This is a genomic window from Streptomyces sp. R21, assembly GCF_041051975.1.
GTDB lineage: Bacteria > Actinomycetota > Actinomycetes > Streptomycetales > Streptomycetaceae > Streptomyces.
Map to the genome: position 1 here is coordinate 3,214,597 of NZ_CP163435.1, position 26,417 is coordinate 3,241,013.

The window sequence follows — 26,417 nt, forward strand, 5'->3', positions numbered from 1 at the left end:
ACCTAAGGATCCCTCCGATCGTCGACCATCGACAGCTGTCACGCATCCGTGCCCTGGATCTCAGACATCTGTATGAAGGGCCGGGGAAAGTGCGGGAGAATGCCCGAGTGACGGGTGATTTCCAGGCGGGCCGGAGCGGTGGCCGGGGCGATTACCAGGAGCTGGTCGACGAGATCTCGACCCTTCTGGGCGCTCCCGCGACGCTGGAGAACCGCGATTTCGAGCTGATCGCCTTCGGCGCGTACGACAGCGACCGGGACTTCGACGAGGCCTCCCTCGACCCCGTCCGCACCCGCTCGATCCTCACGCGCCGCTCGACGTCGGCGGTCCGCACCTGGTTCGAGGGCTTCGGCATCGCGCGGGCCACCGGCCCGGTCCGTATCCCGCCCACCCCGGAGGCGGGCGTCTACCGGGGACGGATCTGCCTGCCCGTACGCCACCGGGGTGTCGTCCTCGGCTATGTGTGGCTGCTCGACGACGACCCCGGACCCTCCGACGAGCAGCTGACTGCGGCCATGGAGGTCGCCTCGCGGATCGGCGCGCTGCTCGCGGACGAGGTGCAGGCGGGCGCGGACCTGACGCGCGAGCTGCGGGCGGTGCTCACCGCCGAGCGCGGCTGGCAGCGGGACATGGCGGTCGCGGAGCTGCGCACGGCGCTCGGCGCGCGCGGCGACGGCCTGCACACGGTGGTGTGCGTCGCCCCGTGGCCGTCCGCCGACCCGGACGACGCCCCTTCCGTCCGTACGGTGCCGGGCGCGACCGCGCTGTGCACGGTGCCGTGGGGTGCGGCGGGCCAGAGCCTGGCGCTGCTGGTGCGGCTGCGCGCGACGGACGTGCTCACGCCCGCGCTGACGGCGGCTTCCCGACTGCTGGAGCGCACCGGCGGCCCAGGGGCGGCGGCCGGGATCGCGGTCCCCCGCGGTGGGCTCACCGAGCTGGGCGCCGCCTGGCAGGAGGCGTCGGCCGCCGCGCGGGCCGTGCTGGCCGAGCCGCGCCTCGGCCCGGTCGCCGAGTGGGCGTCGATCGGCCCGTTCCGCCTCCTCACCGCGCTCCCCCCGGAGGCCGCCCACGACCCCGCCGTACGCACCCTGCTCTCCCCCGCCCACCGTGAACTCGCCCGCACCACCGAGGTGTTCCTCGACTGCGCGGGCCAGGCGGGCCGCACGGCAGCGGAGTTGGGCATCCACCGCCAGACGCTGTACTACCGCCTGTCGCGGGTCGAGCAGCTCACGGGCCTGGACCTCGACGACGGCGAGGACCGGCTGCTGCTGCACATGGCGCTGAAGGGGGCGCGGCTGTGAGCGTCAACGGTGCACGCCGGTCGGGGAGTTGAGCAGGTCGCCGATCGCCGCGACACCCTCGGCGATCGCCCGCTCCCCCACATCCCCGAATCCGAGGACCAGTTGGACCGGGTCCGTCGCCCCCGAGGACCGGCACGGGCTCATGCCGTACAGCCCGACCGCCCGCGACCTGGCGGCGGCCACGACGGCCCGCTCGTCGGCGCCTTCGGGCAGGTGGGCGACCGCGTGGAATCCGGCGGCGAGGCCGGTGAGGCGCACGGCGGGGGCGTGCGCGGTGAGGGCCTCGACGAGGGCGGTGCGGCGGGCCGCGTAGGTGGCGCGCATGCGGCGCAGGTGGCGGTCGTAGCGGCCGGACTCGATCAGTCGCGCGAGGGCGAGCTGGTCGAGGGTCGGGGAGCCGCGGTCGCCGAGGTGTTTGGCCTCCGCGACGGGGACGGCGAGTGCGGACGGGCAGAGCAGCCAGCCGAGGCGCAGCGCCGGGGCGAGGGACTTGCTGACCGTGCCGATGGAGATCACCCGGTCCGCGGCCAGCCCCTGGAGTGCGCCGACGGGTTCACGGTCGTAGCGGAACTCCGCGTCGTAGTCGTCCTCGATGACGTACGCGTCCCGCCGCTTGGCCCACTCGATCAGCGCGAGCCGCCGCTCGGGGGCGAGCACGACTCCGGTCGGCCACTGGTGGGCCGGGGTGACGATGACCGCCCGGGCGCCGGACGCGTCCAACGCCCGTACATCGACGCCGAGTTCGTCGACCGGGACGGGCAGCGCCCTGAGGCCGGCGACGGCCGCGGCGGCCTTCGCGGTGGAGGGTCCGCCCGGGTCCTCGTACGCCACGGCCCGTACCCCGGCGGCGGCCAGGCTGCGCAGGGCGAGGCCGAGGCCCTGCGCGTATCCGTTGCAGATCACGATGCGTTCGGGGTCGGCGGCTGCCGCGCGGACCCGGCGCAGATATCCGGCGACGACCTCGCGCAGGGCCGAACTCCCGCGCGGTTCCCCGTAGTCGAGGTCGCTCGTCGGCATCGCGCGGCCCGCCTCACGCAGCGCCCACAGCCAGTCGGCGAGCGGAAAGCTGCTGAGGTCCGGTACGCCGTGCCGGAAGTCGGCGATCAGGCGCGGGGGTTCGGGGGTCCGCGTGCGCGGGGCGGGCGGTACGTGGGCCACGGCCGCGACCCGGGTGGCCGAGCCGACGCGGGTCACGAGGTAGCCCTCGCACTGGAGTTGGGCGTAGCAGTCCTGGACCAGACCGCGGGAGAGGCCGAGCGCGCGGGCGAGTTCGCGGGAGGAGGGGAGCCGTTCACCGGCGCCCAGCCGACCGGTGCGGATCGCGTCGCGCACCTGCCGTTCCAGCTGCGCGCGCAGCTGCTCGCCGCTCTCCCGGTCGACGGTCAGGAGCAGCTCGGGTGACAAACCGGCCCACTGCAGCGGCATGAAATTGGAGCTTACCGGCGGTCCGGCCGAAACCTAGCGTCGTAGCCATGACGACTCCGTGCAGGACCATCAGCCCGGCGGCCCCCGACGCCGCCACCCGCCCGCCCCTGGTGACCCGGGCCCTGATGCTCCGCTTCGTGAGCATGCTGGGCTCCTCGGTGAGCTTCTTCCTGCTGCTCTCCGTCGTCCCCCGCTACGCGACGGCGTCGGGCGCGGGCCTGGCCACCGGATCGCTGATGCTCTCCACGGTCCTCGGCGAACTGGCCGCTCCCCGGCTCGTCGCCCGCTACGGATACCGGGTGGCGCTGACGGCGGGACTCGTCCTGCTCGGGGCGCCCGCGCTGGTGCTCACGGCATCGGACGGCATGGCGTGGATCGTCGCGGTCTGCCTGGTGCGCGGGCTCGGCTTCGCGCTCACCCTGGTCGCGGGCGGCGCGCTGACAGCGACGCTGATCCCGGCCGAGCGGCGCGGCGAGGGCCTGGCGCTGGTGGGCGTCGTCTCCGGGGTGCCGTCCCTGATCGCGCTGCCGCTGGGCGTGTGGCTCGCCGGGAACGTGGGCTACGGGCCGGTCGCCGTGGCCGCGGGCGTGGCCGCACTGGCGGCGGTCGTCTCGGTGCCGGGTCTGCCGGACCGGGAGCCGGACGCCGGGAAGCCGGTGGGCGTGGTGTCGGGGCTGCGCACCGGGGGCCTGGTCCGGCCCGCCGTCGTCTTCGCGACGACCGCGCTCGCGGCGGGCATCGTCGTGACGTTCCTGCCGCTCGCGGTCCCGTCGGCGTACGCCTCGGTCGTCGCCGTGGCCCTCTTCGTGCAGCCCGCGGCCTCGACCGCGGCCCGCTGGATGGCGGGCCGGTACGGCGACCGGCACGGCGCCGCCCGACTGGTGCTGCCCGCGCTGCTGCTCTCCGCCACGGGGATGCTGATCACGGCTCTGACGGGCAGCCCGGTCGCGGTCGTCGCCGGGGTGGCGGTCTTCGGTATCGGCTTCGGCGTCGCCCAGAACGCCACGCTGTCCCTGATGTACGCGCGGGTCCCGGCCTCCGGGTACAGCACGGTCACCGCACTGTGGAACCTGGCGTACGACGGCGGCATGGGCGTCGGCGCGGTCGGCTTCGGCGCCCTCGCCGCCTGGACCGGCTACCCGGGAGCCTTCGCCGTCACGGCCGTACTGATGCTGGCGGCGCTGGCCCCGGCGATCCGGGACCGCCGGACGCCGGACGCGAAGGCCGGCCGATGACGGCGCGAGCCGGGGGTCAGCCCCGCGTCGTCGCCGCGGCCCCGATCACCCGGCGCAGCCCCTCGGTGAGCTGGTCGGCGGTGGTCGCCGTGTCGGGATCGAAGAGCCACTGGACCATGAGCCCGTTGAGGAGGGTCTGGTAGAAGCGGCCCTCCGAGTCGACGGTCTCCTTGTCGAGCTGGTCCTCGGGGATGCCGTTGAACAGGGGCACGATCCCCGAACGGCCCTCCTCCTGCGCCGCCGCCAGCAGCTTGCGCACCTCGGGGAGCCGGTCGCCCTGGAAGATGAGCTCGAAGCTCAGCAGCCAGATCGCCCGCGACTCGGGCACCGAGCGGATGATGCTCGCCCACACCTCCTGGAATCGCTCCAGCGATCCGGGGGCCGCGGTGACTTCCCCGCCCAGCCCGGGATCGAAGCTCTCGCCGACGCGCTCGATCAGCGAGACGTACGCCTGCACGAGCAGCGCGTCCTTCGATCCGTAGTGGTAGCCGATGGACGCCAGGTTGGTTCCCGACTCCTTGACGATGTCCCGCGCGGTGGTGCGCAGGAACCCCTTCTCCAGCAGGCAGCGCTTGGCGCCTTCGAGCAGATCCTCACGGTGTCCCATGGCGACCAGCCTACCCCGCGATCCATACAACCGTCCTAGACGTGTGACTTATACAAACGTTCTAGACAACCGTTTAGGACGTGCGTACAGTCACCGGCATGACGAACTCGACGAGCACCACCACAAGTTCGGCCGGACTCGCCGGCCGCCGCGAATGGACCGCACTGGGCGTGCTGATGCTCCCGCTGCTGCTGGTCTCGATGGATGTCTCGGTGCTGTACTTCGCGATCCCGGCGATCAGCGCCGACCTGGAACCGAGCGGCACGCAGCAGCTGTGGATCTTCGACATCTACGCCTTCGTCCTGGCCGGCCTGCTGATGACGATGGGCTCGCTGGGCGACCGCATCGGCCGCCGCAAGCTCCTCCTGATCGGCGCCGCCGCCTTCGGCACCGCCTCACTGATCGCGGCCTACGCGAACAGCGCCGAGACCCTGATCGCGGCCCGCGCGGTCCTCGGCATCGGTGGCGCGACACTGATGCCGTCGACGATGGCGATCATCCGCACGATGTTCACCGACCCCGGTCAGCGCGCGAAGGCGATCGGCCTGTGGTCCGGCGTGATGACGGCCGGCATCGCACTCGGCTCGGTGATGAGCGGCATCCTGGTGCAGTACTTCTGGTGGGGCTCGGTCTTCCTGGTCAACCTGCCCGCGATGGCGCTGCTGCTGGTCCTCGGCCCGATCCTGCTGCCGGAGTCGAAGAACCCCGAACCGGGCCGCTTCGACCTCCTCAGCGTCCCGCTCTCCATGGCCGCCGTCCTGCCCGTCATCTACGGCATCAAGGAGATCCCGTCCGAGGGCTGGCAGACGCAGTACGTCGTCTCGGTCGCCGTCGGCCTGGTCTTCGCCGCCCTCTTCGTCCAGCGCCAGCGCACCGCCAAGTCCCCGCTGATCTCCCCCCAGTTGTTCCGCGGCCCCGGCTTCGCACCGGCCGTCGTCCTCAACCTCGTCTCCACGTTCGGGATGATGGGCTCCGCGTACTTCACCACCCAGTACCTGCAGTCGGTGCTCGGCAAGAGCTCGATGCAGGCCGCGCTCTGGTCGCTGCTCCCCACGGTCCTGGTCGGTGTCGCCGCCCCGGTCGCCGCGCAGCTCGTCCAGAAGGGCGTGCACCGCGCCCACGTCGTGTCCGGCGGCTTCGTCGTCGCCGCCTGCGGCTACGGTCTGCTGGCCTTCACCGGCACGGACTCCCTCTGGCTGACCCTGGCCGGAGCGGGCGTCCTCGCCTCCGGGATCGTCGTGGTGATGTCCCAGATGATGGACCTGGCCCTGGGCACGGTCCCCGTCGGCAACGCGGGCTCCGCCTCCTCGCTGCTGGAGACGGGCGCCGAGTTCGGAGGTGCCCTGGGCATGGCCGTCCTCGGCTCCATCGGCACGGCCGTCTACCGCCACGACATCGGCTCCGGGGTTCCCGCCCCGGCCCACGAGACGCTGGGCGGCGCCCTCGCCGTCGCCCAGCAGATGCCCGGCCGCACCGGTGACGCCCTCGCGGCGGCCGCCCGGGAGGCCTTCACCAACGGGATGCACGCGGCGGCGATCGGCGGAGCGGTGCTCTTCCTCGGGGCGGCGGTCCTGGCCACCGCGGCCCTGCGCCGGGTGCACGTCCGGGAGCCCGAGGCCGTGGAGGCGGAGGCAGAGCTGGGGCAGGCAGTCGCCTGATCACGCGACAAGCAGCACGCATGTCGAGGCGTCACGGCCGGGGCTGGACTTTCCAGCTCCGGCCGGCGCGTTTTCCGCCCGTACGGCGTTCGGCGACAAGGTCGTCCGGCCCGATACGGAGGCCCGGCGCGGAGCTCCGGAAAAAGGCCTGCCCATGGTGTCGGACCTCCGTGCCAGGATGGACCCCGTGTCACAGACCTTCGGTACGCCGCTCATCGGCCGGAACGACGAACTGGCCCGGCTGACCGGGATGCTCGACCGCGCCCAGGAGGGCAACCCCCGCGCCGTACTGATCGCGGGAGACGCCGGTGTCGGCAAGACCCGCATCCTGACAGAGGCCGCCGCGCACGCCGCCCGGACCGGCATGACCGTGCTCACCGGTCACTGCGTCGACCTCGGCGACGTGGGCCTGCCGTATCTCCCGTTCACCGAGATCCTCGGCGCGCTGGCCGCCGACGAGAGGTTCGCCCCCGCCCTGGCGGCGCACTCCGCGGTCGACCGGCTGCTCGGCTGCGGCACCGAGGGCAGCCGGCTCCAGCTCTTCGAGGACGTGGCCGGTCTGCTGGCCGACGTCGCCGACATCGTGCCGCTGCTGCTGGTCCTCGAAGACCTGCACTGGGCGGACCAGTCCTCGCGCGACCTGCTGCGGTTCCTGCTCAGCCGCGGGATCCTGCAACGGTCCGCGGGCGGCGCCGCCACGCACCGCCTCGCGGTGTGCGCGTCGTACCGGGCCGACGACCTGCACCGCCGCCATCCCCTGCGCCCGCTGCTGGCCGAGCTGGTGCGGCTGCCCGCCGTCGACCGGCTCGAACTGCGGCCGATGGCCGACGCGGAGGTGGCCTGCCTGGTGCGCGCCCTGCACAGCGAGACGCTCCCGGACACCACCGTCAGCCGCATCGTCGAACGCGCCGAGGGAAACGCCTTCTACGCGGAGGAGTTGGTCGCCGCGACCGCCGACACCCCGCCCTGCGGCTCCGGCCCGGCGTCCGAGGCGATGCCGAGCGGCCTCGCCGATGTCCTGCTCATCCGCATCGAGCAGCTCTCCGAGACCGCCCAGCAGGTGCTGCGCACGGCCGCCGTCGCCGGGCGCCGCGTCGAGCACGATCTGCTGCGCGACGCCGTCCAACTGGGCGAGGACGAGCTGGAGTCGGCGCTGCGCGAAGCCGTCGGCCGGATGCTCCTGGTCCCCGGCGACGACGCCACCTACTCCTTCCGGCACGCCCTCACCCGCGAGGCCGTCTACGCCGATCTGCTGCCCGGGGAGCGCGTCCGGCTGCACCGGTCGTTCGCCCAACTGCTGGCCGGGCGCGGCGACCCGGCCAAGAGCGCGGCCGAGCGCGCCCATCACTCACGCGAGAGCCACGACCTCGCCGACGCCCTCGCCGCCTCCCTCCAAGCGGCCGACCACGCGCACCGGCTCGGCGCGCCCGCGGAGCAACTGCGCCATCTGGAGACCGCGTTGGAGCTGTGGCCCGCGGTGGACCCCGCCGCGCGCCCCCAGGACCAGGACACGGTGACCCTCATGCTGCGCGCCTCGGCCGCGGCCATGCACGCCGGCGAGAGCCATCGCGCGGTCTCCCTCACCCGCACCGCGCTCGCCCGGGCGGGCTCGGACGTCGACTCCGAACTGGCCGCCCGCGTCCGCTACACCCTCGCCGGCAACCTCCTGCGGGTCGACAACCTGACGGCCGCGTTCACGTACAGCAGCGAGGCACTGGCGTTGATCCCGGCCGAGCCCCCGTCGCGTACCTGGGTGTGGGCCGCGGCCACCCACGTCATGGCGGCACGGTTCGTGGGCGACGACGAGACGGCCCGGCGCGTCGCCCATCAGGCCCTGCGTACCGCCGAGGAACTCCGGTTGCCTGACGCCCAGGCCGACTTGATGATCTCCCTGGTCGGTATCGAGGGCCCGGGCCGGCGCACTCCCGAGGGCCGGGAGCGGCTGCGGCGGGCCCGCGAGCTGGCCCGGAGCGCGGGCAACGACTCCGTCGAGATACGGGCGCTGTTCAGCCTCGCCATCGGGAGCTATGAGTCCGGCGCCCTCGACGAATGCCTGACCTGGCTCTCGGACGGGCTGGAGCGCGCGGGCCGCACCGGGCTCCTCTCCTCGCCGTACGCCCTGGAGCTGCGCTATCTCCAGTCCCTGATCCTCTACACGCTGGGCCGCTGGGACGAGTGCGCCCGCGCTGCCGACGGCGACGCCGAACGGCTGCCCATGTCCAGCCGGTTCGCCACCGGCCCCGCCCTGTACGTGGCGCTGGCCCGCGGAGAGCAGTCCGCCGTCGACCGGGCCCGCGACCTCCTCGACCAGCCGTTCGACTGGATGGCGACGCTCGTCGCGGGCATCGTGCTCACCGACGCCGCGGCCCTGAGCGGCGATCCTGAGGCCGCCGTCGAGCGGGTCCGCGGCACGCTCGCCGCGCTCGCCGACGGGGCGACCAACGAGCGGCCGGACGTCGGTGTACGGCTCGCCGCGCTCGCCCTGGCCGCGGTCGCCGACCGCGCCGAGGAACTGCGCCTGACCGGCGACACGGCAGGCGCCGAGCACGTGGTGGAAACCGCCACCGAGCTGGTGGAGCTGGCCCGGACCACGGCCGCGAAGGGCCAGGACGGCAGCGAGCAGGGTCCTGAGGGGCTCGCGTGGCTGGCCCGCGCGGAGGCGGAGTGGACGCGCACGGTGTCCGGGCCGGACGTCGCGGCCTGGGAGAAGGCGGTCACCGCGTTCGCGTACGACGACCCGTACGAACTGGCCCGTTGCAGGCGCAGGTTGGCCGAGGCACTGCTCACGGCGGGCCGTCGGACGGAGGCCGCCGAGCAGGCCTCCGCCGCTCGCGAGGTCGCCGTGCGGCTGGGTGCGACGCCGCTGCTGGACGCCGTGGACGCGCTCGTCCGGCGCGGGCGCCTGGCCGACGCCCCGCCGGCACCGGGCGGGGCCACGGCCCTGACGGCCCGCGAGAACGACGTCCTACGGCTCCTCGCCCGCGGCCGCTCCAACCGCCAGATCGGCGAGGAGCTGTACATCAGCGGCAAGACCGCGAGTGTGCACGTCTCCAACATCCTGGCGAAGCTGGGGGCTGCCAGCCGCGGGGAGGCTGTCGCGGTCGCGTACCGGGAAGGGCTGATCGAGGCGGAGTGAGGTTCAAACGCCGGAGGGGCTAATCCTTCTCGCCGGACGGGAGTGAAGGGTTTTGCCCGTCCGGCGTTTGAGGACGAGGCCGTTCAGGCCGAAGCGGGGGTGTGGGGGCGGCAGCCCCCACGGCTCGGGCAACCTCAGACGAGGTTGACCGAGCGAGCCGACGTCGCTCCGATTTCCTCCGCGAGCTCCGTCACCGTCACGGGCGGCACCGTGTCGTCGACCGTGAGGACCGCGAGGGCCTCGCCGCCGGCGACCGCGCGGGAGACCTGCATGCCCGCGATGTTGATGCCGGCCTCGCCGAGGATGCGGCCGAGGGTGCCGACCACGCCGGGACGGTCGGCGTAGCGCAGGACGACCATGTGGTCGGCGAGCGCGAGGTCGACGTCGTACTCGCCGACGGCGACGATCTTCTGGTGGTGCTTCGGGCCGGCGAGCGTGCCGGAGACCGAGACCTCCTCGCCGTTGGAGAGCGTGCCGCGCACGGTCACCACGTTGCGGTGGTCCGAGGACTCCGAGCTGGTGGTCAGCCGGACCTCGACGCCGCGCTCCTGGGCGAACAGCGGGGCGTTGACGTACGACACGGTCTCGTCGACGACGTCCTCGAAGACACCCTTCAGCGCCGAGAGCTCCAGCACCTTCACGTCGTGCTGGGTGATCTCGCCGTACACCTCGACGTCGAGGCGGACCGCGACCTCGCCCGCGAGGGCGGTGAAGATGCGGCCGAGCTTCTCGGCGAGCGGCAGGCCCGGCTTGACGTCCTCGGCGATGACACCGCCCTGGACGTTCACCGCGTCGGGGACGAGCTCACCGGCGAGGGCGAGGCGCACCGAGCGGGCGACGGAGACACCGGCCTTCTCCTGCGCCTCGTCCGTGGAGGCACCGAGGTGCGGGGTGCAGACGACCTGGTCGAGCTCGAAGAGCGGGGAGTCCGTGCACGGCTCCTTGGAGTACACGTCGAGGCCGGCGCCCGCGACGCGGCCCTCCTTGAGCGCCGAGTACAGCGCCTCCTCGTCGACGATCCCGCCGCGCGCGGCGTTGACGATACGGACCGACGGCTTGACCTTGTGCAGCGCCTCGTCGCCGATGAGACCGACGGTCTCGGGCGTCTTCGGCAGGTGCACGGTGATGAAGTCGGAGACCTCCAGCAGCTCGTCCAGCGACAGGACCTTGACGCCCATCTGCGCCGCGCGGGCGGGCTGGACGTAGGGGTCGTACGCGACGACCTTCATGCCGAACGCCGACATGCGCTGCGCGACCAGCGCGCCGATGCGGCCGAGACCGACGACGCCGAGGGTCTTCTCGGCCAGCTCCACGCCCGTGTACTTGGAGCGCTTCCACTCGCCGTTCTTCAGCGCGGTGTTGGCCTGCGGGATGTGGCGCGCGGTGGCCAGCAGCAGACCGCAGGCCAGCTCGGCGGCGGTCACGATGTTCGAGGTGGGGGCGTTGACGACCATCACGCCGGCCTTGGTGGCGGCGGAGACGTCGACGTTGTCCAGGCCGACGCCGGCTCGTGCGACGACCTTCAGCTTCTTCGCGGCGGCGATCGCCTCCGCGTCGACCTTGGTGGCCGAGCGGACCAGGATCGCGTCGACATCGGCGATCGCGGGCAGCAGCTCGGCGCGGTCCGCGCCGTTCGCGTGCCGGATCTCGAAGTCCGGGCCCAGGGCGTCGACGGTCGCGGGCGACAGCTCTTCAGCGATGAGTACGACAGGTTTCGAGCTCACGTGAGTCCTCACAAATCCAATGCCGATGCGGACGGCCGTCCCGACGGCCGCAGGCGGTGGAGGGTGCTTGCCGCGTAGAAGACGCACGACGCTGTGGGCCTGACGCGTTTGTTGTCCAGCAGTGTAGTGGCGCTACGGAGGCCGTCTTGCGCCTCCGTGGAAGGATCACCCGTCCGTGGCTGGACGGGGTGGACAACGCCGTGTTCACGGACGTTACCCGGGGTTCACCGAAGGGGCCGGAGCGGGATGCTCCGGCCCCTTCGCCGTACGGCTTACGCCTCGTCGTCGTTGACCCACGACATGAGCTTGCGGAGCTCCTTGCCGGTGGTCTCCAGGAGGTGGTTCTCGTCCGCGGTCTTGTACTCGTTGTACTTCTTCAGGCCGCCGTGGTACTCGGCCATCCACTCGCGGGCGAAGGTGCCGTCCTGGATCTCGGCGAGGACCTTCTTCATCTCGGCCTTGGTGGCGTCCGTGATGATGCGCGGGCCGGTGACGTAGTCGCCCCACTCGGCGGTCTCCGAGACGGACCAGCGCATCTTCTCCAGGCCGCCCTCGTACATCAGGTCGACGATGAGCTTCAGCTCGTGGAGGCACTCGAAGTACGCGATCTCGGGCTGGTAGCCGGCCTCGGTCAGCGTCTCGAAGCCCGCCTTGACCAGCGCTGCGGTGCCGCCGCACAGGACAGCCTGCTCACCGAACAGGTCGGTCTCGGTCTCCTCGGTGAACGTCGTCTTGATGACGCCGGCGCGGGTGCCGCCGATGCCCTTCGCGTACGACAGCGCGAGCGCGAAGGCGTTGCCGGTCGCGTCCTGCTCGACGGCCGCGATGCAGGGAACGCCGCGGCCCTCTTCGTACTGGCGGCGGACGAGGTGGCCCGGGCCCTTGGGGGCGACCATGCAGACGTCGATGCCGGCCGGGGGCTTGATGAAGTCGAAGCGGATGTTCAGGCCGTGGCCGAAGAACAGCGCGTCGCCGTCGGTCAGGTTGTCCTTGATGGACTCCTCGTAGACCTGGGCCTGGATCGGGTCCGGGACCAGGATCATGATGACGTCGGCCTCGGCGGCGGCCTCGGCCGGGGTCACCACGCGCAGGCCCTGCTCCTCGGCCTTCGCCTTGGACTTGGAGCCCTCGTGCAGACCGACACGCACGTCGACACCCGAGTCACGGAGCGACAGCGCGTGGGCGTGGCCCTGGCTGCCGTATCCGATGACCGCGACCTTGCGGCCCTGGATGATGGACAGGTCGGCGTCGGCGTCGTAGAACAGCTCGGCCACTGGGATATCTCCTTGGTGTGCAGGTGTTGCGTCCCACCGTACGGCGGGCGGGGGAAGGGAAGTTTTCGGGTCTCGGCATCCGGGCGGTCGACGGTCGCTGGCCGCCCGGATCAAGCCGGTTACAGACTTACGCGGATCGGTCCAGAGCGCGCAGCGACCGGTCCGTGATCGAACGGGCGCCGCGGCCGATGGCGATCGTGCCGGACTGGACGAGCTCCTTGATGCCGAACGGCTCCAGCATCTTGAGCATGGCCTCCAGCTTGTCGCTGCCGCCGGTGGCCTCGATCGTGACGGCCTCCGGGGAGACGTCCACGGTCTTGGCGCGGAACAGCTGGACGATCTCGACGATCTGGGAGCGCGTCTCGTTGTCGGCGCGCACCTTCACCAGAACGAGTTCGCGCTGAACGGCCGATGCCGGTTCCAGCTCGACGATCTTCAGCACGTTGACGAGCTTGTTGAGCTGCTTGGTGACCTGTTCGAGGGGGAGTTCCTCGATCACGTTCACCACGATGGTGATGCGGGAGATGTCGGCGTGCTCGGTGACGCCCACGGCGAGCGAGTCGATGTTGAAGCCGCGTCGGGAGAACAGGGCCGTGATCCGGGCGAGGACACCGGGCTTGTTCTCGACGAGGACGGAGAGCGTGTGCTTGGACATGGGTCTCGTTCCTTTTCCTACGGCTCTCAGTCGTCTTCGTTGTCGCCGAAGTCGGGGCGGACGTCCCGGGCGGCCATGATCTCGTCGTTCGAGGTGCCGGCGGCGACCATCGGCCACACCATGGCGTCCTCGTGCACGATGAAGTCGATCACGACGGGGCGGTCATTGATCGAGTTCGCCTCCTCGATGCACTTGTCGAGGTCGTCCGGGGACTCGCAGCGGATCGCGTAGCAGCCCATGGCCTCCGACAGCTTCACGAAGTCGGGGACGCGGGTGCCCTGGCGGGGCGCCGTGGACGCACCGACCTGGGAGCCGGTCGTGTGGTGACCGGTGTCGTCGGAGTGCAGGACCGTGCTGGAGTAGCGCTGGTTGTAGAAGAGGGTCTGCCACTGGCGGACCATCCCGAGGGCGCCGTTGTTGATGATGGCGACCTTGATCGGGATGTTGTTCAGGGCGCAGGTGGTGAGCTCCTGATTGGTCATCTGGAAGCAGCCGTCGCCGTCGATCGCCCAGACGGTCTGGTCCGGGGCTCCGGCCTTGGCGCCCATCGCGGCCGGGACCGCGTAGCCCATGGTTCCGGCGCCGCCCGAGTTCAGCCAGGTCGCCGGCTTCTCGTACTGGATGTAGTGCGCGGCCCACATCTGGTGCTGGCCGACGCCCGCGGCGAAGATCGTGCCCTCCGGCGCGAGCTGCCCGACGCGCTCGATGACCTGCTGCGGCGAGAGCGACCCGTTCTCGGGCTGGTCATAGCCGAGCGGGTAGTTGTCGCGCCAGCGGTTGAGGTCCTTCCACCAGGCGGAGTAGTCGCCGGCGTGACCCTCGCTGTGCTCCTTCTGCACGGCCTGCACCAGGTCGGCGATGACCTCGCGGGCGTCACCGACGATCGGCACATCGGCGGCGCGGTTCTTGCCGATCTCCGCGGGGTCGATGTCGGCGTGCACGATCTTGGCGTACGGGGCGAAGCTGTCCAGCTTGCCGGTGACGCGGTCGTCGAAGCGGGCTCCGAGGGCGACGATCAGGTCGGCCTTCTGCAGCGCGGTGACGGCGGTGACCGCACCGTGCATGCCCGGCATTCCCACGTGCAGCGGGTGGCTGTCGGGGAATGCGCCGAGCGCCATCAGTGTGGTGGTGACGGGCGCTCCGGTGAGTTCTGCGAGGACCTTCAGCTCGGCGGTGGCCTTGGCCTTGAGAACGCCGCCGCCGACGTAGAGGACGGGCCGCTTGGCCTGGGTGATCAGCTTGGCGGCCTCGCGGATCTGCTTGGCGTGCGGCTTGGTCACCGGGCGGTAGCCGGGCAGGTCCTGGGTGGGCGGCCACTGGAAGGTGGTCTGCGCCTGGAGGGCGTCCTTGGCGATGTCGACGAGGACGGGGCCCGGACGGCCGGTGGAGGCGATGTGGAAGGCCTCCGCGATCGTCCGCGGGATGTCCTCCGCCTTGGTGACAAGGAAGTTGTGCTTGGTGATCGGCATCGTGATGCCGACGATGTCCGCCTCCTGGAAGGCGTCCGTGCCGATCGCCTTGGACGCGACCTGCCCGGTGATCGCCACGAGCGGCACCGAGTCCATGTGTGCGTCCGCGATCGGCGTCACCAGGTTGGTGGCACCGGGGCCCGAGGTCGCCATGCAGACACCGACTCTGCCGGTGGCCTGCGCGTAGCCCGTGGCCGCGTGACCTGCGCCCTGCTCGTGGCGGACGAGCACGTGGCGCACGCGCTTCGAGTCCATCAGCGGGTCGTAGGCCGGGAGGATCGCACCGCCGGGAATGCCGAATACCGTGTCGGCCCCGACCTCCTCAAGAGAACGGATGAGGGACTTCGCACCCGTGACGTGCTCGGGGGCGGACTGCTGTCCTCCGGAACGGGGCCGCGGCTGCGGATGGTGGGCCCCGGTGGCCTGCTCGGTCATCGGCATTCTCTTCTCGATGCTGAGGGTTTTTGCGAGGTTTGTACGGTGTTGGACTGGTGCCTGTGCAACAAAAAACCCCTCGTGCCGTGAGGCAAGCGAGGGGAGCGCGCCGGGTGCGGTCGCTGGGTGTTCCGGGTCCGTCCGGTAGTCACCAGCTTCAGCCGACGCGCTTTCCAAGTACGAGAATTCGGGTGCGCATGGCATTGACCCTCCCCCCGGCACGCACTGACTGTCAAGTGGGTGGGACGGGAGTCTCATTATGTGAGCGGAGGGCGGTACCGCCTCCGTAGACAGCGGGCACACCACCGGTGTACACCCCCGCGCCGCCGCCCGCGAACGCAGGCTCGATGGGCCCGTGCGGGACCGGATAGTGGCCCGCGGCCAGCGCCCGGCGCAGCCGGTACTCGTCCAGCGGCCCGCAGAACGCCATGCCCTGCCCGTGGGTGCAGCCCATCGCACGCAGGGCGACGACCTGCTCGGGCAGGTCCACGCCGTCGGCCACGGACTGCAGCCCCAGGTCGGTGGCGATACGCAGCAGCCCGCTGGTGATCTTGTGCAGCCGCGCGGACTCGACGACGCCTTCGACGAGGCTCCTGTCCAGTTTCAGTACGTCGACGGGGAGGCGGCGCAGGGCGGTGATGGCCGCGTAGCCGCTGCCGAAGCCGTCCAGGGCGATCCGGACACCGAGCCTGCGCAGGGCGCCCAGGCGGCGTTCCAGCTCGTCCAGGGAGACTCTCGGGTCGGTGTCCGACAGCTCGACGATCAGCGCGCCGGAGGCGAGCCCGTGCCGGGTGAGGAGGGACTCGACGGAGCCGAGGGGCAGGGAGCGGTCCATCAGGCGCCGGGCGCTCATCCGGACGGTGACGGGCACGGCGAGGCCGGTGGCGGCGCGCTCGGAGGCCTGCTCGATGGCCTCCTCGAGCATCCATCGGCCCAGCTCGGCGGTCTTGTCGCTGTCCTCGGCGACGCGCAGGAACTCGGCGGGCGTGAAGAACACGCCCTGGGAGGAGCGCCAGCGCGCCTGGGCGGTGACCGAGGTGATCCGGCCGCTCTCCAGTGAGACCACGGGCTGGTGCAGCAGGGCGAACTCGCCGTCGTGCAGGGCGGCGCGCAGCCGCGTGGCCAGCTCCGCCTTCCGTACGACGTCCTGCTGCATCTGGGGTGCGTACAGCTCGACGCGGCCCTTGCCGGCCGCCTTGGCCCGGTACATGGCGAGGTCGGCGTTGCGCAGCAGCTCGCCCGCGCCGAGACCCGGCTCGGAGAAGGCGACGCCGATGGACGCGGCGACCCGGACATCGTTGCCGTCGATGTCGTACGGCTGCGAGAGCGTGACGCGGAGGCGGTCGGCGAGCTCGAAGATATGGCCTTCGCGCGCGGTGCGGTCGCGGGTGCCGTCGCCGACGATGAGGGCCGCGAACTCGTCGCCGCCCAGGCGGGAGGCGGTGTCCCCGTACCGGACGGCGTCCTGGAGTCTGCGGGCGGCCTGGACGAGCAGCTCGTCCCCGGCCTGGTGCCCGATCGTGTCGTTGACGGCCTTGAAGCCGTCGAGGTCGATGAAGAGGACGGCCGTGCCCCGGTCGGAGGAGCGGCGGCCGGAGAGCGCCTGCTGGACGCGTTGGGTGAACAGGGCGCGGTTGGGCAGGTCCGTGAGCGGGTCGTGCTCGGCGTTGTGCTGCAGCTGGGCCTGGAGGCGCACCCTTTCGGTCACGTCGCGGCTGTTGAAGATGAGGCCGCCGTGGTGGCGGTTGACGGTGGACTCCACATTGAGCCAGCCGCCGTCGCCGGACTTGAAGCGGCACTCGATGCGGGTGGTGGGTTCCTCCACAGGGCTGGCGGCGAGGAAGCGGCGCACCTCGTGCACCACGCAGCCCAGGTCCTCCGGGTGGATCAGCGAGGCGAGTTCGGAGCCGACGAGGTCCTCGGCGTCCCGGCCGTAGACCCCGGAGGCGGCCGGACTGACGTAGTGCAGGATGCCGTTGGGCGCGGCGATCATGATGACGTCGCTGGAGCCCTGCACCAGGGAGCGGAAGTGGTTCTCCTTCTGGGCCAGTTCCTGAGTCAGGGTGATGTTGTCGAGGAGCATGATGCCCTGGCGCACGACGAGGGCGAGGACGACCAGGCCGGCGGTGATGAGCACGACGCGGTCGACGCTTCGGCCGTTGAGGACGTTGTAGAGGATCCCCAACGTGCAGACGGCGGCGGCCAGATAGGGCGTGAGCGCGGCCAGCGAGCCGGTGATCGGGCGGGTGGCCGAATACCGCCCCTGCCCGCCGTCCTGCGGGAGCACGTACGGATGGCCCCCTTGCTGCTCCGGGCGCCCTTGATGCTCCTGGTACTCCTGGTGTTCCGCATACCCGTCGCGCCCGCCGCGCCCCTCCCGGCCGTCATGCCCCTCGTACCGCTGGGACCCTTCCTGGCGCGGACCCGGGATGTGTTCGTGCACCACGCGCGCGTGCCCGTCGCCGTCCGGCCGTCCGAAGCGGCCGACCCAGGGGGCGTACGCCAGGAGCAGCGAGCCGGCGAACCAGCCCGCGTCGAGGAGCTGCCCGGAGCGGTAGTCGTTGTGCAGCAGAGGTGAGGTGAACAGGGCGTCGCACATCACGGTCAGGGCGAGTGCGCCGATCGCGGTGTTCACCGCGGAGCGGTTGACCGAGGAGCGCCGGAAGTGCAGCGCGAGCACCATGCTGACCAGGGCGATGTCCAGCAGCGGGTACGCCAGCGAGAGGGCGGTGTGGGCGACGCTCGGCCCGTCGAACCTCGCCGCCTGCGCCAGCGCGAGGCTCCAGGACAGCGTGAGCAGCGAGCCGCCGATCAGCCAGGCGTCCAGCGCCAGGCACACCCAACCCGCCTTGGTCACAGGCCTCTTGGCGAGCACGAGCAGTCCTACGATGGCGGGCGGTGCGAAGCACAGGAAGAACAGGTCGGCGTAGCTGGGGCTGGGTACCGGGCGGTCCAGGACCACCTCGTACCACCCCCAGACCAGGTTGCCCAGCGACGCCATGGCGGAGGAGAGCGAGAAGAGCAGCCACGCGGGTCGAAAACGGCTGCGACGGGTGCGGGCGTAGAGGAAGCAGGAGACCGCCGCGGTGCCCGCCGCGGCGCTCAGCCCGAAGTCGCCCATGACCAGTGCGAGGCTCGCGGAGCCCCAGCCGAGCGCGGAACCGACGGCGTATCCCGCGCAGACCAGGGCCAGCAGGAGCTGTGAGCACAGGCCCGTCCCGCCGCCGGTCACCGGTCCGCGGGTCAGCAGCGCTCCCGGGGAGCTCACCGGGTCCACCCGGTCCGGGCTCCGGGGTCCCTCGGATCCCTGGGCGGTGGATGAGCATGCCTCCGGCGGCCGCCGTGCCTGCGGTGGTGATGTCCGCTCTGGCAGCCCTGTTTCTGTCTGCGCGCGGCCGAACGCCAGGGTCGCCGCCGGCGTCCCCGCCGCGTCGGATCGTTGCTCCATAGGCTGTGCATCGCCCGTCGCCCCCCTCGCAGTCTGATGTTCCATCCCCGGCGCCGAACGGTGCACGGCGCAGCCCCTGTCGGGACGATACACCAGTATCGTCACTCAGGGACATAGCCCCTCTACGCTCCGTGACGATCAGCGGCGGTGTGGACACACCGCGCATTCGGGGGACTGCGAAGAGTGCCCGAAGCGGACGGGAAGCGAACGCGCCGTGAACGGAGGCGCGTTACGCGCCGGTCGTGAGAACGACGTTCTTCAGCGGCTCCGCGCGCGAGAAGCGGTTCAGCTGTGCGACCAGGAGGCGCTTGGCACGCGGCATGAACGCCGAGGTGGGGCCGCCGACATGGGGGCTGATGAGGACGCCGGGCGCGTGCCACAACGGGTGCCCCTGGGGCAGCGGTTCGGGGTCGGTGACGTCGAGTGCGGCGGTGATGCGGCCGTTCTCGAGTTCTGCGAGAAGCGCCTTCGTGTCCACCACGGGTCCGCGGGCGACGTTGACCAGCAGGGCGCCGTCCTTCATGCGGGCCAGGAAGTCGGCGTTCACCAGGCCGCGGGTGGCGTCGGTGAGGGGGGTGGACAGGACGACGACGTCCGCGTCGGGAAGGAGAGCGGGAAGCTCGGTGAGCGCGTGCACCCGCCCGCGCTCCGTAGTGCGCGCGGAGCGCGCGACGCGCACCACCCGCTCCAGCTCGAAGGGCGCGAGCCGGTCCTCGATCGCGGCCCCGATCGACCCGTACCCCACGATCAGCACCGTCTTGTCGGCCAGCGCCGGGTAGAACCCCGACCGCCACTCCTCCTTGTCCTGGCCCCGGACGAAGCCGGGGATGCCCCGCAGGGAGGCGAGGATCAGCGCGAGGGTGAGTTCACCGGTGCTCGCCTCGTGCACCCCGCGCGCATTGCACAACTGCACGCCCGGGCGAAGGGACTTCAGGGCCGGCAGGACATGGTCGACTCCGGCCGAGAGCGTCTGCACGGCCCGTACCGATGCCATTTCGGCCATCGGGCGCTGCGAGACGGCGGGCGCCTTCATGTAGGGGACGACATAGAACGCGCACTCGGCGGGATCCGCGGGAAACTCCTGGTCACCGTTCCAGAAGCGGTAGTTGAGGCCCTCGGGGAGCCCGTCGATCTCGTCGGCGCGAAACGGAAGCCATACATCGGAAGTCATGGTCAGGAGGCTATGCGAAGCGTGTGGGTGTGCAGAGGTTAGTTTGGGGTGCCAGGAGAGGGAGGGTACGTCCAGGTGGAGCGCAGGACGATCGGTGCGGCGACGCTCGATGTGGGGGCGGTCGGGCTCGGATGCATGCCGATGAGCTGGGCTTACACCGGTTCGAGGCAGCGGGGCGAGGAGTCGGTGCGCGCGGTGCACGCGGCGCTCGACCGGGGTGCGACGCTGCTCGACACGGCCGACATGTACGGGCCGTTCACCAACGAGCTGCTGCTGGGGCGGGTGTTGAAGGAGCGGCGCCCCGAGGCGTTCGTGTCGACCAAGGTCGGTCTGCTGGTGGGCGAGCAGCACATCGTGGCCAACGGGCGCCCCGGCTATGTGAAGCGGGCCTGCGACGCGTCACTGCGCCGGCTGCAGACGGACGTGATCGATCTCTATCAGCTGCACCGCGCCGACCCCGAGGTTCCGGTCGAGGAGACGTGGGGTGCGATGGCCGAGCTGGTTTCGGCCGGAAAAGTACGGTCTTTGGGGTTGTGCGCGGTGGGGGCCCGCGCCGGACGCCGCTCGGGCGGGCGGCTGCACGACGGAACGATCCGGCAGCTGGAACGGGTGCAGCAGGTCTTCCCGGTGAGCGCGGTGCAGGCCGAGCTGTCGGTGTGGTCGGCGGAGGCCCTGGACGCGCTGCTGCCGTGGTGCGCGGCGCGTGGCGTGGGTTTCCTGGCCGCGATGCCGCTGGGCAACGGCTTCCTGACCGGGACGCTCACCCCCGGACAGGGCTTCGAACCCGATGACGTACGCGCCCGGCATCCCCGCTTCACCGCCGAGATGATGGCGGCGAACCAGCCGATCGTCGTCGGCCTGCGGCGCATCGCCCGCAGGCACGGGGACGGCGTCACGCCCGCGCAGGTCGCGCTGGCCTGGGTGCTGGCGCAGGGGCGGCACGTGGTGCCGGTGCCGGGGGCGAAGCGGGAGCGGTGGGTCGTGGAGAACGCGGGCGCGGCCGGGCTGGCGCTGACGGCGGAGGATCTCACGGAGATCGCGAAGCTGCCGGGGGCGCGCGGGTCCTGGGACTGAGTCACCCGACAGGATTCATTGATCGGGAACCTGCGCCGCACCAGCGGTGTAAGACACAGTAGAACCACGCGTCGAAGGGACCTTGATCGTGCAACGTCGAGCTGTGACAGCCGTGTTGGCCGCGGGCGCGCTGATGCTGGCGGCCGGCTGCTCCTCCGACGACGGAGGAGACCGGACCGGCGGCACAAGCGCCTCCCCGAGTGGTACGAAGCAGGGGGCCTCGCCCTCCGAGAAGGCCCAGGAGGACGCCCCGCCCGCGAAGGGCTCGGTGAAGGTGCTGCGCACGGTCACCGAGGACCTCAAGTCCCCCTGGGGCCTCGCGCCGCTGCCCGAGGGCGACCTCCTCGTCTCCTCGCGGGACGAGGGGACGATCACCCGGGTCGACGAGGGCACCGGCAAGAAGACCGTGCTGGGCGAGGTCCCCGGGGTGGCCCCCGCCGGGGAGGGCGGCCTGCTGGGGCTCGCGCTCTCCCCCACGTACGCCTCGGACCACATGATCTACGCGTACTTCACCACGGAGTCCGACAACCGCATCGCCCGCATGCTGTACGACGAGAAGAAGCCGGCGGGCGAGCAGCTCGGGGCACCCGACACGATCTTCAAGGGCATCCCCAAGGGCATGATCCACAACGGCGGCCGGATCGCGTTCGGCCCCGACAAGATGCTGTACGCCGGCGCGGGCGAGACCGGTGACAGGGACCTGGCCCAGGACAAGAACGCCCTCGGCGGCAAGATCCTCCGACTGACCCCGGAGGGCGAGCCGGCGCCCGGCAACCCCTTCGACGACTCCCCCGTCTACTCCTATGGCCACCGCAACGTCCAGGGCCTGGCCTGGGACGACAAACAGCGCCTGTGGGCCTCCGAGTTCGGCCAGGACACCTGGGACGAGCTGAACCAGATCAAACCGGGCGACAACTACGGCTGGCCGGTGGTCGAGGGCAAGAGCGACGACGCGAAGTACCACAACCCGATCGCCCAGTGGCACACGTCCGACGCCTCCCCCAGCGGCATCGCCTACGCCGAGGGCTCGATCTGGATGGCGGGCCTGCGCGGCGAACGCCTGTGGCGCATCCCGCTGCGCGGCACCGAGGCCTCCGCCGACCCGCAGGCCTTCCTCCAGGGCAAGTACGGCCGGCTGCGCACGGTGGTCTCGGCGGGCGGCGACAAGCTGTGGCTGGTCACGAGCGAGACGGACGGGCGGGGGACGCCGGGGAAGGGGGACGACCGGATCCTGGAGCTGGAGGTGAAGTAGCGGCCGGGCCGGGCCCTCAGGCCCCCTTCCCGTCCCTGTCCTCGCCCTCGTCCACGCCCGCGCGCTCGTCCGGTTCCGTGGACGCCTGGTCGCGCTCTTGGTCGTACCCCTGCTCCTGCTCATGTGAGGGCAGGCGTACGACCACCTTGCCCGAGGACAGGTCTATCGGTCCGCGGCCGGGGTCGCCGTCGTTCAGGTCCACGCGGCTCAGTTCCAGCCGCTTGCGCTCGTCGTTGGTGTGCTTGCGACCTGGTGCGAAGAGCTCCTCGAACATGTTGAACACGGGGCCTCCCTCGGCCGAATCCCTTACAGCGTAAGCCTCACCCCGCCGCCCGCGCGGTGGGGGTCTCGGGCGGGAACAGCCGCAGCCGGTGCGCCAGCGCAGCCGCCTCGCCCCTTCCTGAGACGCCGAGCTTGGCGAGAATGTTCGACACATGGACGCTGGCCGTCTTCGGAGAGATGAACAGCTCCTCGGCGATCCCGCGGTTGCTGCGGCCGTCCGCGACAAGGCGCAGGACATCGCGCTCGCGGCTGGTGAGGCCGAGCGCCTGCGCCGGGTCCACGGCGGCCAGAGTGGCCTGCCGGGGCGGGTGCTCCAGGGCGAGGCGGGCGCGCCGGGCGAGCAGCGCCACGGCTTCGGCGAGAGGGCGGGCGCCGAGGTGGTCGGCGACGGCCCGGGCCAGCCGGAGCAGCTCCGTGGCGCGGTCGCGCTCCTCGTCGTCGGTGCCCGCGTCGGTGCCCGACGCCAGCAGTGCCTCGGCCAGGCGGTACCGGACGCGCGCGAGGTCGTAGGGGCGCTCCAGTGACTCGAAGACGGCTGCCACCTCGCCCCACTCGTCCGGGGTGCGCCATCCCTCGGCGCGCCGGAGTTCGACACGGACCCACCGCTCGTACGCGTGCCAGAGCGGCGCCCCGGTCGCGAGTGTCCTGGCGGCCGTGCGGATGCGTTCGACGGCTTCGGCGCGGCCCGGCTCGGCGACGGGCAGGCCTCGGGCGTCGGCCTCCGCGGAGGCGGCGGCGAGCAGCACCGGCCAGGCGTAGCGCTGGGTGCCGGGCGGGAAGCCGGCGCCGAGGGCGCGGTCGAGCTCGGCGCGGGCGTCGAGGAGGCGGCCCTCGGCGACGGCGATGCCGATGGCGACCTCGGTCATGGGCAGGTTGATCTGGTGCATGGGGTCGTGAGTGCCGAAGTGGGCGCGCGCCGCGTCCAGTTGGCGGGCCGCCTCGGCGGTCTCGCCGCGAGCGAGCGCGAGCCGGGCGAACTGGGTGGAGCCGCCACCGCGCGGCTTGGCGCTCTCACCGATGGTCCGCGCCTTCACCGCGGCGTCGCGGGACTCGTCCCAACGCCCCAGTGAGAAGAGCGACTTGGTGAGGTTGAGCCATACCCAGGCCTCCGAGTCGAGCAGGCCCATCTCCTGGGTGAGGCGCAGTCCGTCGCGCAGGATGCCGACGGCTTCCGTGGAGCGGCCGACGCCTTCCAGGACGGACGGCAGGTTCACATGGCTGCGGCCCACGACGGCGGCCAGACGGCGCTCGGCCACCTGCTCCTTGACCTCGTACATCTCGGCGAGGCCCGCTTCGATGTCGCCCGCGTCGACCATGAGTCCGCCGAGGGTGAGCCGCGCGGTCAGTTCGATCTCGTCGGCGTCCACCATGCGCGCGTACTCGACGGCTCGCTGGGCGTCGGAGAGGACGTCGGGGCCCGGCTCGTGGAGCATGGACCAGCTGGCGACCAAGGCGAGGACCTCGGCGTGCACCTCGGAGGGCGGCAGACCGCGGACCAGCTCCTGGGCGTTGGCGAGTTCCTGCCGGCCGTCTCCGCGGGCCTGCGCCTGCACCAGGCGGGAGCGCTGGACCCAGAACCAGGCGGCGCGCAGGGGGTCCTGCTCGTCCTCCAGGAGGTGCAGCGCCCGCTTGGTGATCTTCAGCGCGCGCTCGCGCGCCCCGCACAGCCGGCCCGCGACGGCGGCCTCGGCCATCAGGTCGAGATAGCGCAGCGGGGCGGTCTCCGGGACGCAGGGCGCGTACACCCCCACGTAGTCGGCGGGTTGCAGGGCGGTCCGTACGGCGTCGGGGGCGACGTCCCACAGCTCCATCGCCCGTTCCAGGAGCCGGAGTTGCTCGCAGTGGGCGTGCCGGCAGCGGGCCTCGACGGAGGCGTCGAGGACGGCGGGCAGGGCCTTGGCGGCGTCGTGCGCGTGGTACCAGTAGCTGGCCAGGCGGGTGGTGCGCTCGTCGGCCGGTACGAGCCCGGGGTCGGCCTCCAGGGCCTCGGCGTAGCGGCGGTTGAGGCGGGAGCGCTCGCCGGGCAGCAGGTCGTCGCTGACGGCCTCGCGGACCAGGGAGTGGCGGAAGCGGTACCCGTCGCCGCCGGGCGAGGCGAGCAGGATGTTGGCGCCGACGGCGGCCCGCAGCGCCTCGATGAGGTCGTCCTCGGCGAGCCGGGCGACGGCGGCGAGCAGCGCGTACTCGACGGTGGAGCCGCCCTCGGCGACGATCCGGGCGACCCGCTGGGCGCCTTCCGGCAGGCTCTCGACGCGGACCAGGAGCAGGTCGCGCAGGGAGTCGGTCAGGCCCGTGCGGCCGCCCTCGTGGCAGGCGACGGCCAGCTCCTCGACGAAGAAGGCGTTGCCGTCGGAGCGTTCGAAGATCTCGTCGACCTGGGCCGGGTCCGGCTCCTGGGCGAGGATTCCGGCGATCTGACGGCCGACCTCGGCACGGCTGAGGCGGTTCAGCTCGATACGGCGGACCGTGCGCAGCCGGTCCAGCTCGGCGAGCAGCGGGCGCAGCGGGTGGCGGCGGTGGATGTCGTCGGCGCGGTAGCTGGCGACCACGACGAGCCGGCCGGTGCGCAGCGTGCGGAAGAGGTAGGCGAGGAGGTGGCGGGTGGAGTCGTCCGCCCAGTGCAGGTCTTCGAGGGCGACGACGACCGTGCGGTCGGCGGCGAGGCGCTCCAGGAGGCGGACGGTGAGTTCGAAGAGGCGGGCCATGCCCTCCTCGCCGTGCCGGCTGTCCGGCCGGCGGGACGGGTCGCCCAGCTCCGGCAGCAGCCGGGCCAGCTCCTCCTCCTGTCCGGCGGCGGCCTGGGCCAGCTCGTCCGGGAGTTGTCGGCGCAGGGCGCGCAGGGCGGCGGAGAAGGGGGCGAACGGCAGCCCGTCGGCGCCGATCTCGACGCAGCCTCCGCAGGCGAAGACGGCACCCTCGCGGGCGGCCGCGTCGGCGAACTCCTCCAGCAGCCGCGTCTTGCCGACGCCCGCCTCGCCGCCGAGCAGCAACGCCTGCGGCTCGCCCGCGGCGGCGCGGGCGAGCGCATCGTTCAGTACCCCCAACTCGTCGGCGCGGCCGACGAATACCGGGCTGACGGACCTGGTCTCCACCTGCCCGAGCATCGCACAGGGGTCCGACAACGCGGCACCGGTCGTGGGGAGAGCCACGACCGGTGCCGCTGGATCCTGCGGAAGGCGGCCGACCCCCGTACGGCCGCCCTCCCGTGTCCCGGCGCTCACGCGGCGCGGGCGAACCGGTGCCGCCGCGGACGGCGGCTATGGGACCGGGCGTCGGTGCCGCCCTGTGCGGAGGCCTCACCCCGCGCGGCCTCGTATGCCTCCGTGCGGCGGGCGGCACGGCGGACGCGGAGCGCCTCGCGCACCAGGCGGTCGTGCTCGGCCGCGGCCCGCAGTTCGGCGGACCGGGTCTGGGAAAGCTCGTACTCGAACATCTTGTGCCCCTCGTGAAGAGTCGGTTTCTGCCTCGCTTGTTGCGATGCCTCAACCTTCGTCTCCAAGGGGGGTGCGCCACATCGGGAGACTTCCGCATCTTGAACGCGCGAGGGGCCTTAGGTCCGCCGTAAGTCGTCCACGGCGGGCCTAAGGCCCCTCAGAAGTCGTCGTATTCGCCGGTCAGCTGGTGGTCGGCATGGCCATCAGGACGTCGGTGTACTTGAGGACGGCCAGCAGCAGGCCGATCAGGCCGAGCGCGACGCCCGCCCAGGCGACGGACTTGATCCACGGGGCCTGGGCCGGCACCCGCTCGGGGTTGCCGAACGCCGGCCGGGCAAGGACGGCGACACCGGCGAGCAGGGCCACCAGCGCGAAGATCCCGGCGACCAGCGCGTTGGCGTTCCACGAGTCGGCGTAGACCTGCTTGATCTGCGTGGAGACGCTCGCGCTCTGCGCGGTCTCCAGCTGGCCGTACAGAGAGTCGCGCGCCTGCGCGACGGTGCCGAGCCAGCTGCCGGTCAGCGAGACCAGGCCGAGGGCCGCCGCCACGACGGCCGCGGCGCCCTGGCCGATGGCCGAGGAGGGCTTGTCCGCGGCCGCCTCGGCCGGGCCGTCGGCGTGCTCTTCGGCGTTCTCGTCCTCGATGTCGGCAGAGCCCTCCGCGTCGGCGGAGGCCTCCGCGGTCTCGTCGGCCTCGGCGAGATCCGTCTTGGTGACGTCCGTCTTGGTGACGTCCGTCTTGGTGACGTCGGCCTTGGTGACGTCCACCGTCTCCTTGTCGCTCTTCGCCTCAGTGCCGTTCGCGTCCACGGCCTCGTCCACTGTCTTGGTTCCCAT

The 26,417-nt window shown here is 71.9% G+C and carries 18 protein-coding genes; 6 read left to right on the forward strand and 12 right to left on the reverse strand.

All coding sequences use genetic code 11. The features are described 5' to 3' along the window. Nucleotides 1-89: 89 nt before the first annotated feature. Nucleotides 90-1,301, forward strand: coding sequence for a PucR family transcriptional regulator (locus AB5J56_RS14295; RefSeq protein WP_369233085.1), 1,212 nt, complete (start codon nt 90-92; stop codon nt 1,299-1,301). Nucleotides 1,302-1,304: 3 nt separating this feature from the next. Here AB5J56_RS14295 and AB5J56_RS14300 read toward each other — a convergent pair whose 3' ends face one another. Continuing rightward, entirely contained in the window at nt 1,305-2,726 is a 1,422-nt protein-coding gene (locus AB5J56_RS14300) for a PLP-dependent aminotransferase family protein (protein WP_369233086.1), read from the reverse strand. 47 nt (nt 2,727-2,773) lie between these two features. Between AB5J56_RS14300 and AB5J56_RS14305 the strand changes: the two genes are divergently transcribed. After that, nucleotides 2,774-3,961, forward strand: coding sequence for an MFS transporter (locus AB5J56_RS14305; protein ID WP_369233087.1), 1,188 nt, complete (start codon nt 2,774-2,776; stop codon nt 3,959-3,961). Nucleotides 3,962-3,977: 16 nt separating this feature from the next. On the opposite strand, the gene AB5J56_RS14310 is transcribed toward AB5J56_RS14305, so the two are convergent. Further along, nucleotides 3,978-4,568 (reverse strand): TetR/AcrR family transcriptional regulator, encoded by a 591-nt coding sequence (locus AB5J56_RS14310; protein ID WP_369233088.1) that lies wholly within the window; start codon nt 4,566-4,568, stop codon nt 3,978-3,980. A gap of 98 nt (nt 4,569-4,666) precedes the next feature. Here AB5J56_RS14310 and AB5J56_RS14315 point away from each other — a divergent pair, with 98 nt between their 5' ends. Together AB5J56_RS14315 and AB5J56_RS14320 are read left to right on the forward strand one after the other, a co-directional pair. Beyond that, a complete protein-coding gene (locus tag AB5J56_RS14315; RefSeq protein ID WP_369233089.1) occupies nt 4,667-6,226 on the forward strand; it encodes an MFS transporter in 1,560 nt (519 codons plus the stop codon). Nucleotides 6,227-6,404: 178 nt separating this feature from the next. After that, nucleotides 6,405-9,362: a helix-turn-helix transcriptional regulator gene (locus tag AB5J56_RS14320; RefSeq protein ID WP_369233090.1), complete on the forward strand. Its 2,958-nt coding sequence runs from the start codon at nt 6,405-6,407 to the stop codon at nt 9,360-9,362. 134 nt (nt 9,363-9,496) lie between these two features. On the opposite strand, the gene serA is transcribed toward AB5J56_RS14320, so the two are convergent. The 6 genes from serA to AB5J56_RS14350 all read right to left on the reverse strand — a co-directional run bounded on the left by serA (nt 9,497) and on the right by AB5J56_RS14350 (nt 19,538). Further along, complete coding sequence (gene serA / locus AB5J56_RS14325; protein ID WP_369233091.1) at nt 9,497-11,086, reverse strand: phosphoglycerate dehydrogenase; 1,590 nt, start codon at nt 11,084-11,086, stop codon at nt 9,497-9,499. Between the two features lie 272 nt (nt 11,087-11,358). Next, the gene (gene ilvC, locus AB5J56_RS14330; RefSeq protein WP_369233092.1) at nt 11,359-12,360 is read right to left on the reverse strand and encodes a ketol-acid reductoisomerase; all 1,002 of its coding nucleotides are present in this window, start codon (nt 12,358-12,360) and stop codon (nt 11,359-11,361) included. A gap of 127 nt (nt 12,361-12,487) precedes the next feature. After that, nucleotides 12,488-13,015 (reverse strand): acetolactate synthase small subunit, encoded by a 528-nt coding sequence (ilvN, locus tag AB5J56_RS14335; protein ID WP_369233093.1) that lies wholly within the window; start codon nt 13,013-13,015, stop codon nt 12,488-12,490. 26 nt (nt 13,016-13,041) lie between these two features. After that, the gene (locus AB5J56_RS14340) at nt 13,042-14,925 is read right to left on the reverse strand and encodes an acetolactate synthase large subunit (RefSeq protein WP_369233094.1); all 1,884 of its coding nucleotides are present in this window, start codon (nt 14,923-14,925) and stop codon (nt 13,042-13,044) included. Nucleotides 14,926-15,151: 226 nt separating this feature from the next. Beyond that, a complete protein-coding gene (locus tag AB5J56_RS14345; protein ID WP_369233095.1) occupies nt 15,152-18,187 on the reverse strand; it encodes a putative bifunctional diguanylate cyclase/phosphodiesterase in 3,036 nt (1,011 codons plus the stop codon). A gap of 409 nt (nt 18,188-18,596) precedes the next feature. Then, nucleotides 18,597-19,538: a 2-hydroxyacid dehydrogenase gene (locus AB5J56_RS14350; RefSeq protein ID WP_369233096.1), complete on the reverse strand. Its 942-nt coding sequence runs from the start codon at nt 19,536-19,538 to the stop codon at nt 18,597-18,599. A gap of 75 nt (nt 19,539-19,613) precedes the next feature. Between AB5J56_RS14350 and AB5J56_RS14355 the strand changes: the two genes are divergently transcribed. Together AB5J56_RS14355 and AB5J56_RS14360 are read left to right on the forward strand one after the other, a co-directional pair. Next, on the forward strand, nt 19,614-20,612 hold the full coding sequence (locus AB5J56_RS14355; RefSeq protein ID WP_369242545.1) for an aldo/keto reductase: 999 nt from the start codon (nt 19,614-19,616) through the stop codon (nt 20,610-20,612). Nucleotides 20,613-20,715: 103 nt separating this feature from the next. Next, nucleotides 20,716-21,864, forward strand: a complete 1,149-nt coding sequence (locus AB5J56_RS14360; RefSeq protein ID WP_369233097.1) for a sorbosone dehydrogenase family protein — start codon at nt 20,716-20,718, stop codon at nt 21,862-21,864. Between the two features lie 16 nt (nt 21,865-21,880). Here AB5J56_RS14360 and AB5J56_RS14365 read toward each other — a convergent pair whose 3' ends face one another. From AB5J56_RS14365 to AB5J56_RS14380, 4 genes are all read right to left on the reverse strand, one after another. Further along, nucleotides 21,881-22,147: a DUF6191 domain-containing protein gene (locus AB5J56_RS14365; protein ID WP_369233098.1), complete on the reverse strand. Its 267-nt coding sequence runs from the start codon at nt 22,145-22,147 to the stop codon at nt 21,881-21,883. Between the two features lie 37 nt (nt 22,148-22,184). Beyond that, nucleotides 22,185-25,250 (reverse strand): AAA family ATPase, encoded by a 3,066-nt coding sequence (locus AB5J56_RS14370; protein ID WP_369233099.1) that lies wholly within the window; start codon nt 25,248-25,250, stop codon nt 22,185-22,187. A gap of 113 nt (nt 25,251-25,363) precedes the next feature. After that, nucleotides 25,364-25,579, reverse strand: coding sequence for a hypothetical protein (locus tag AB5J56_RS14375; RefSeq protein ID WP_369233100.1), 216 nt, complete (start codon nt 25,577-25,579; stop codon nt 25,364-25,366). A 181-nt stretch (nt 25,580-25,760) separates the two neighbouring features. Beyond that, nucleotides 25,761-26,417, reverse strand: coding sequence for a hypothetical protein (locus tag AB5J56_RS14380; protein WP_369233101.1), 657 nt, complete (start codon nt 26,415-26,417; stop codon nt 25,761-25,763).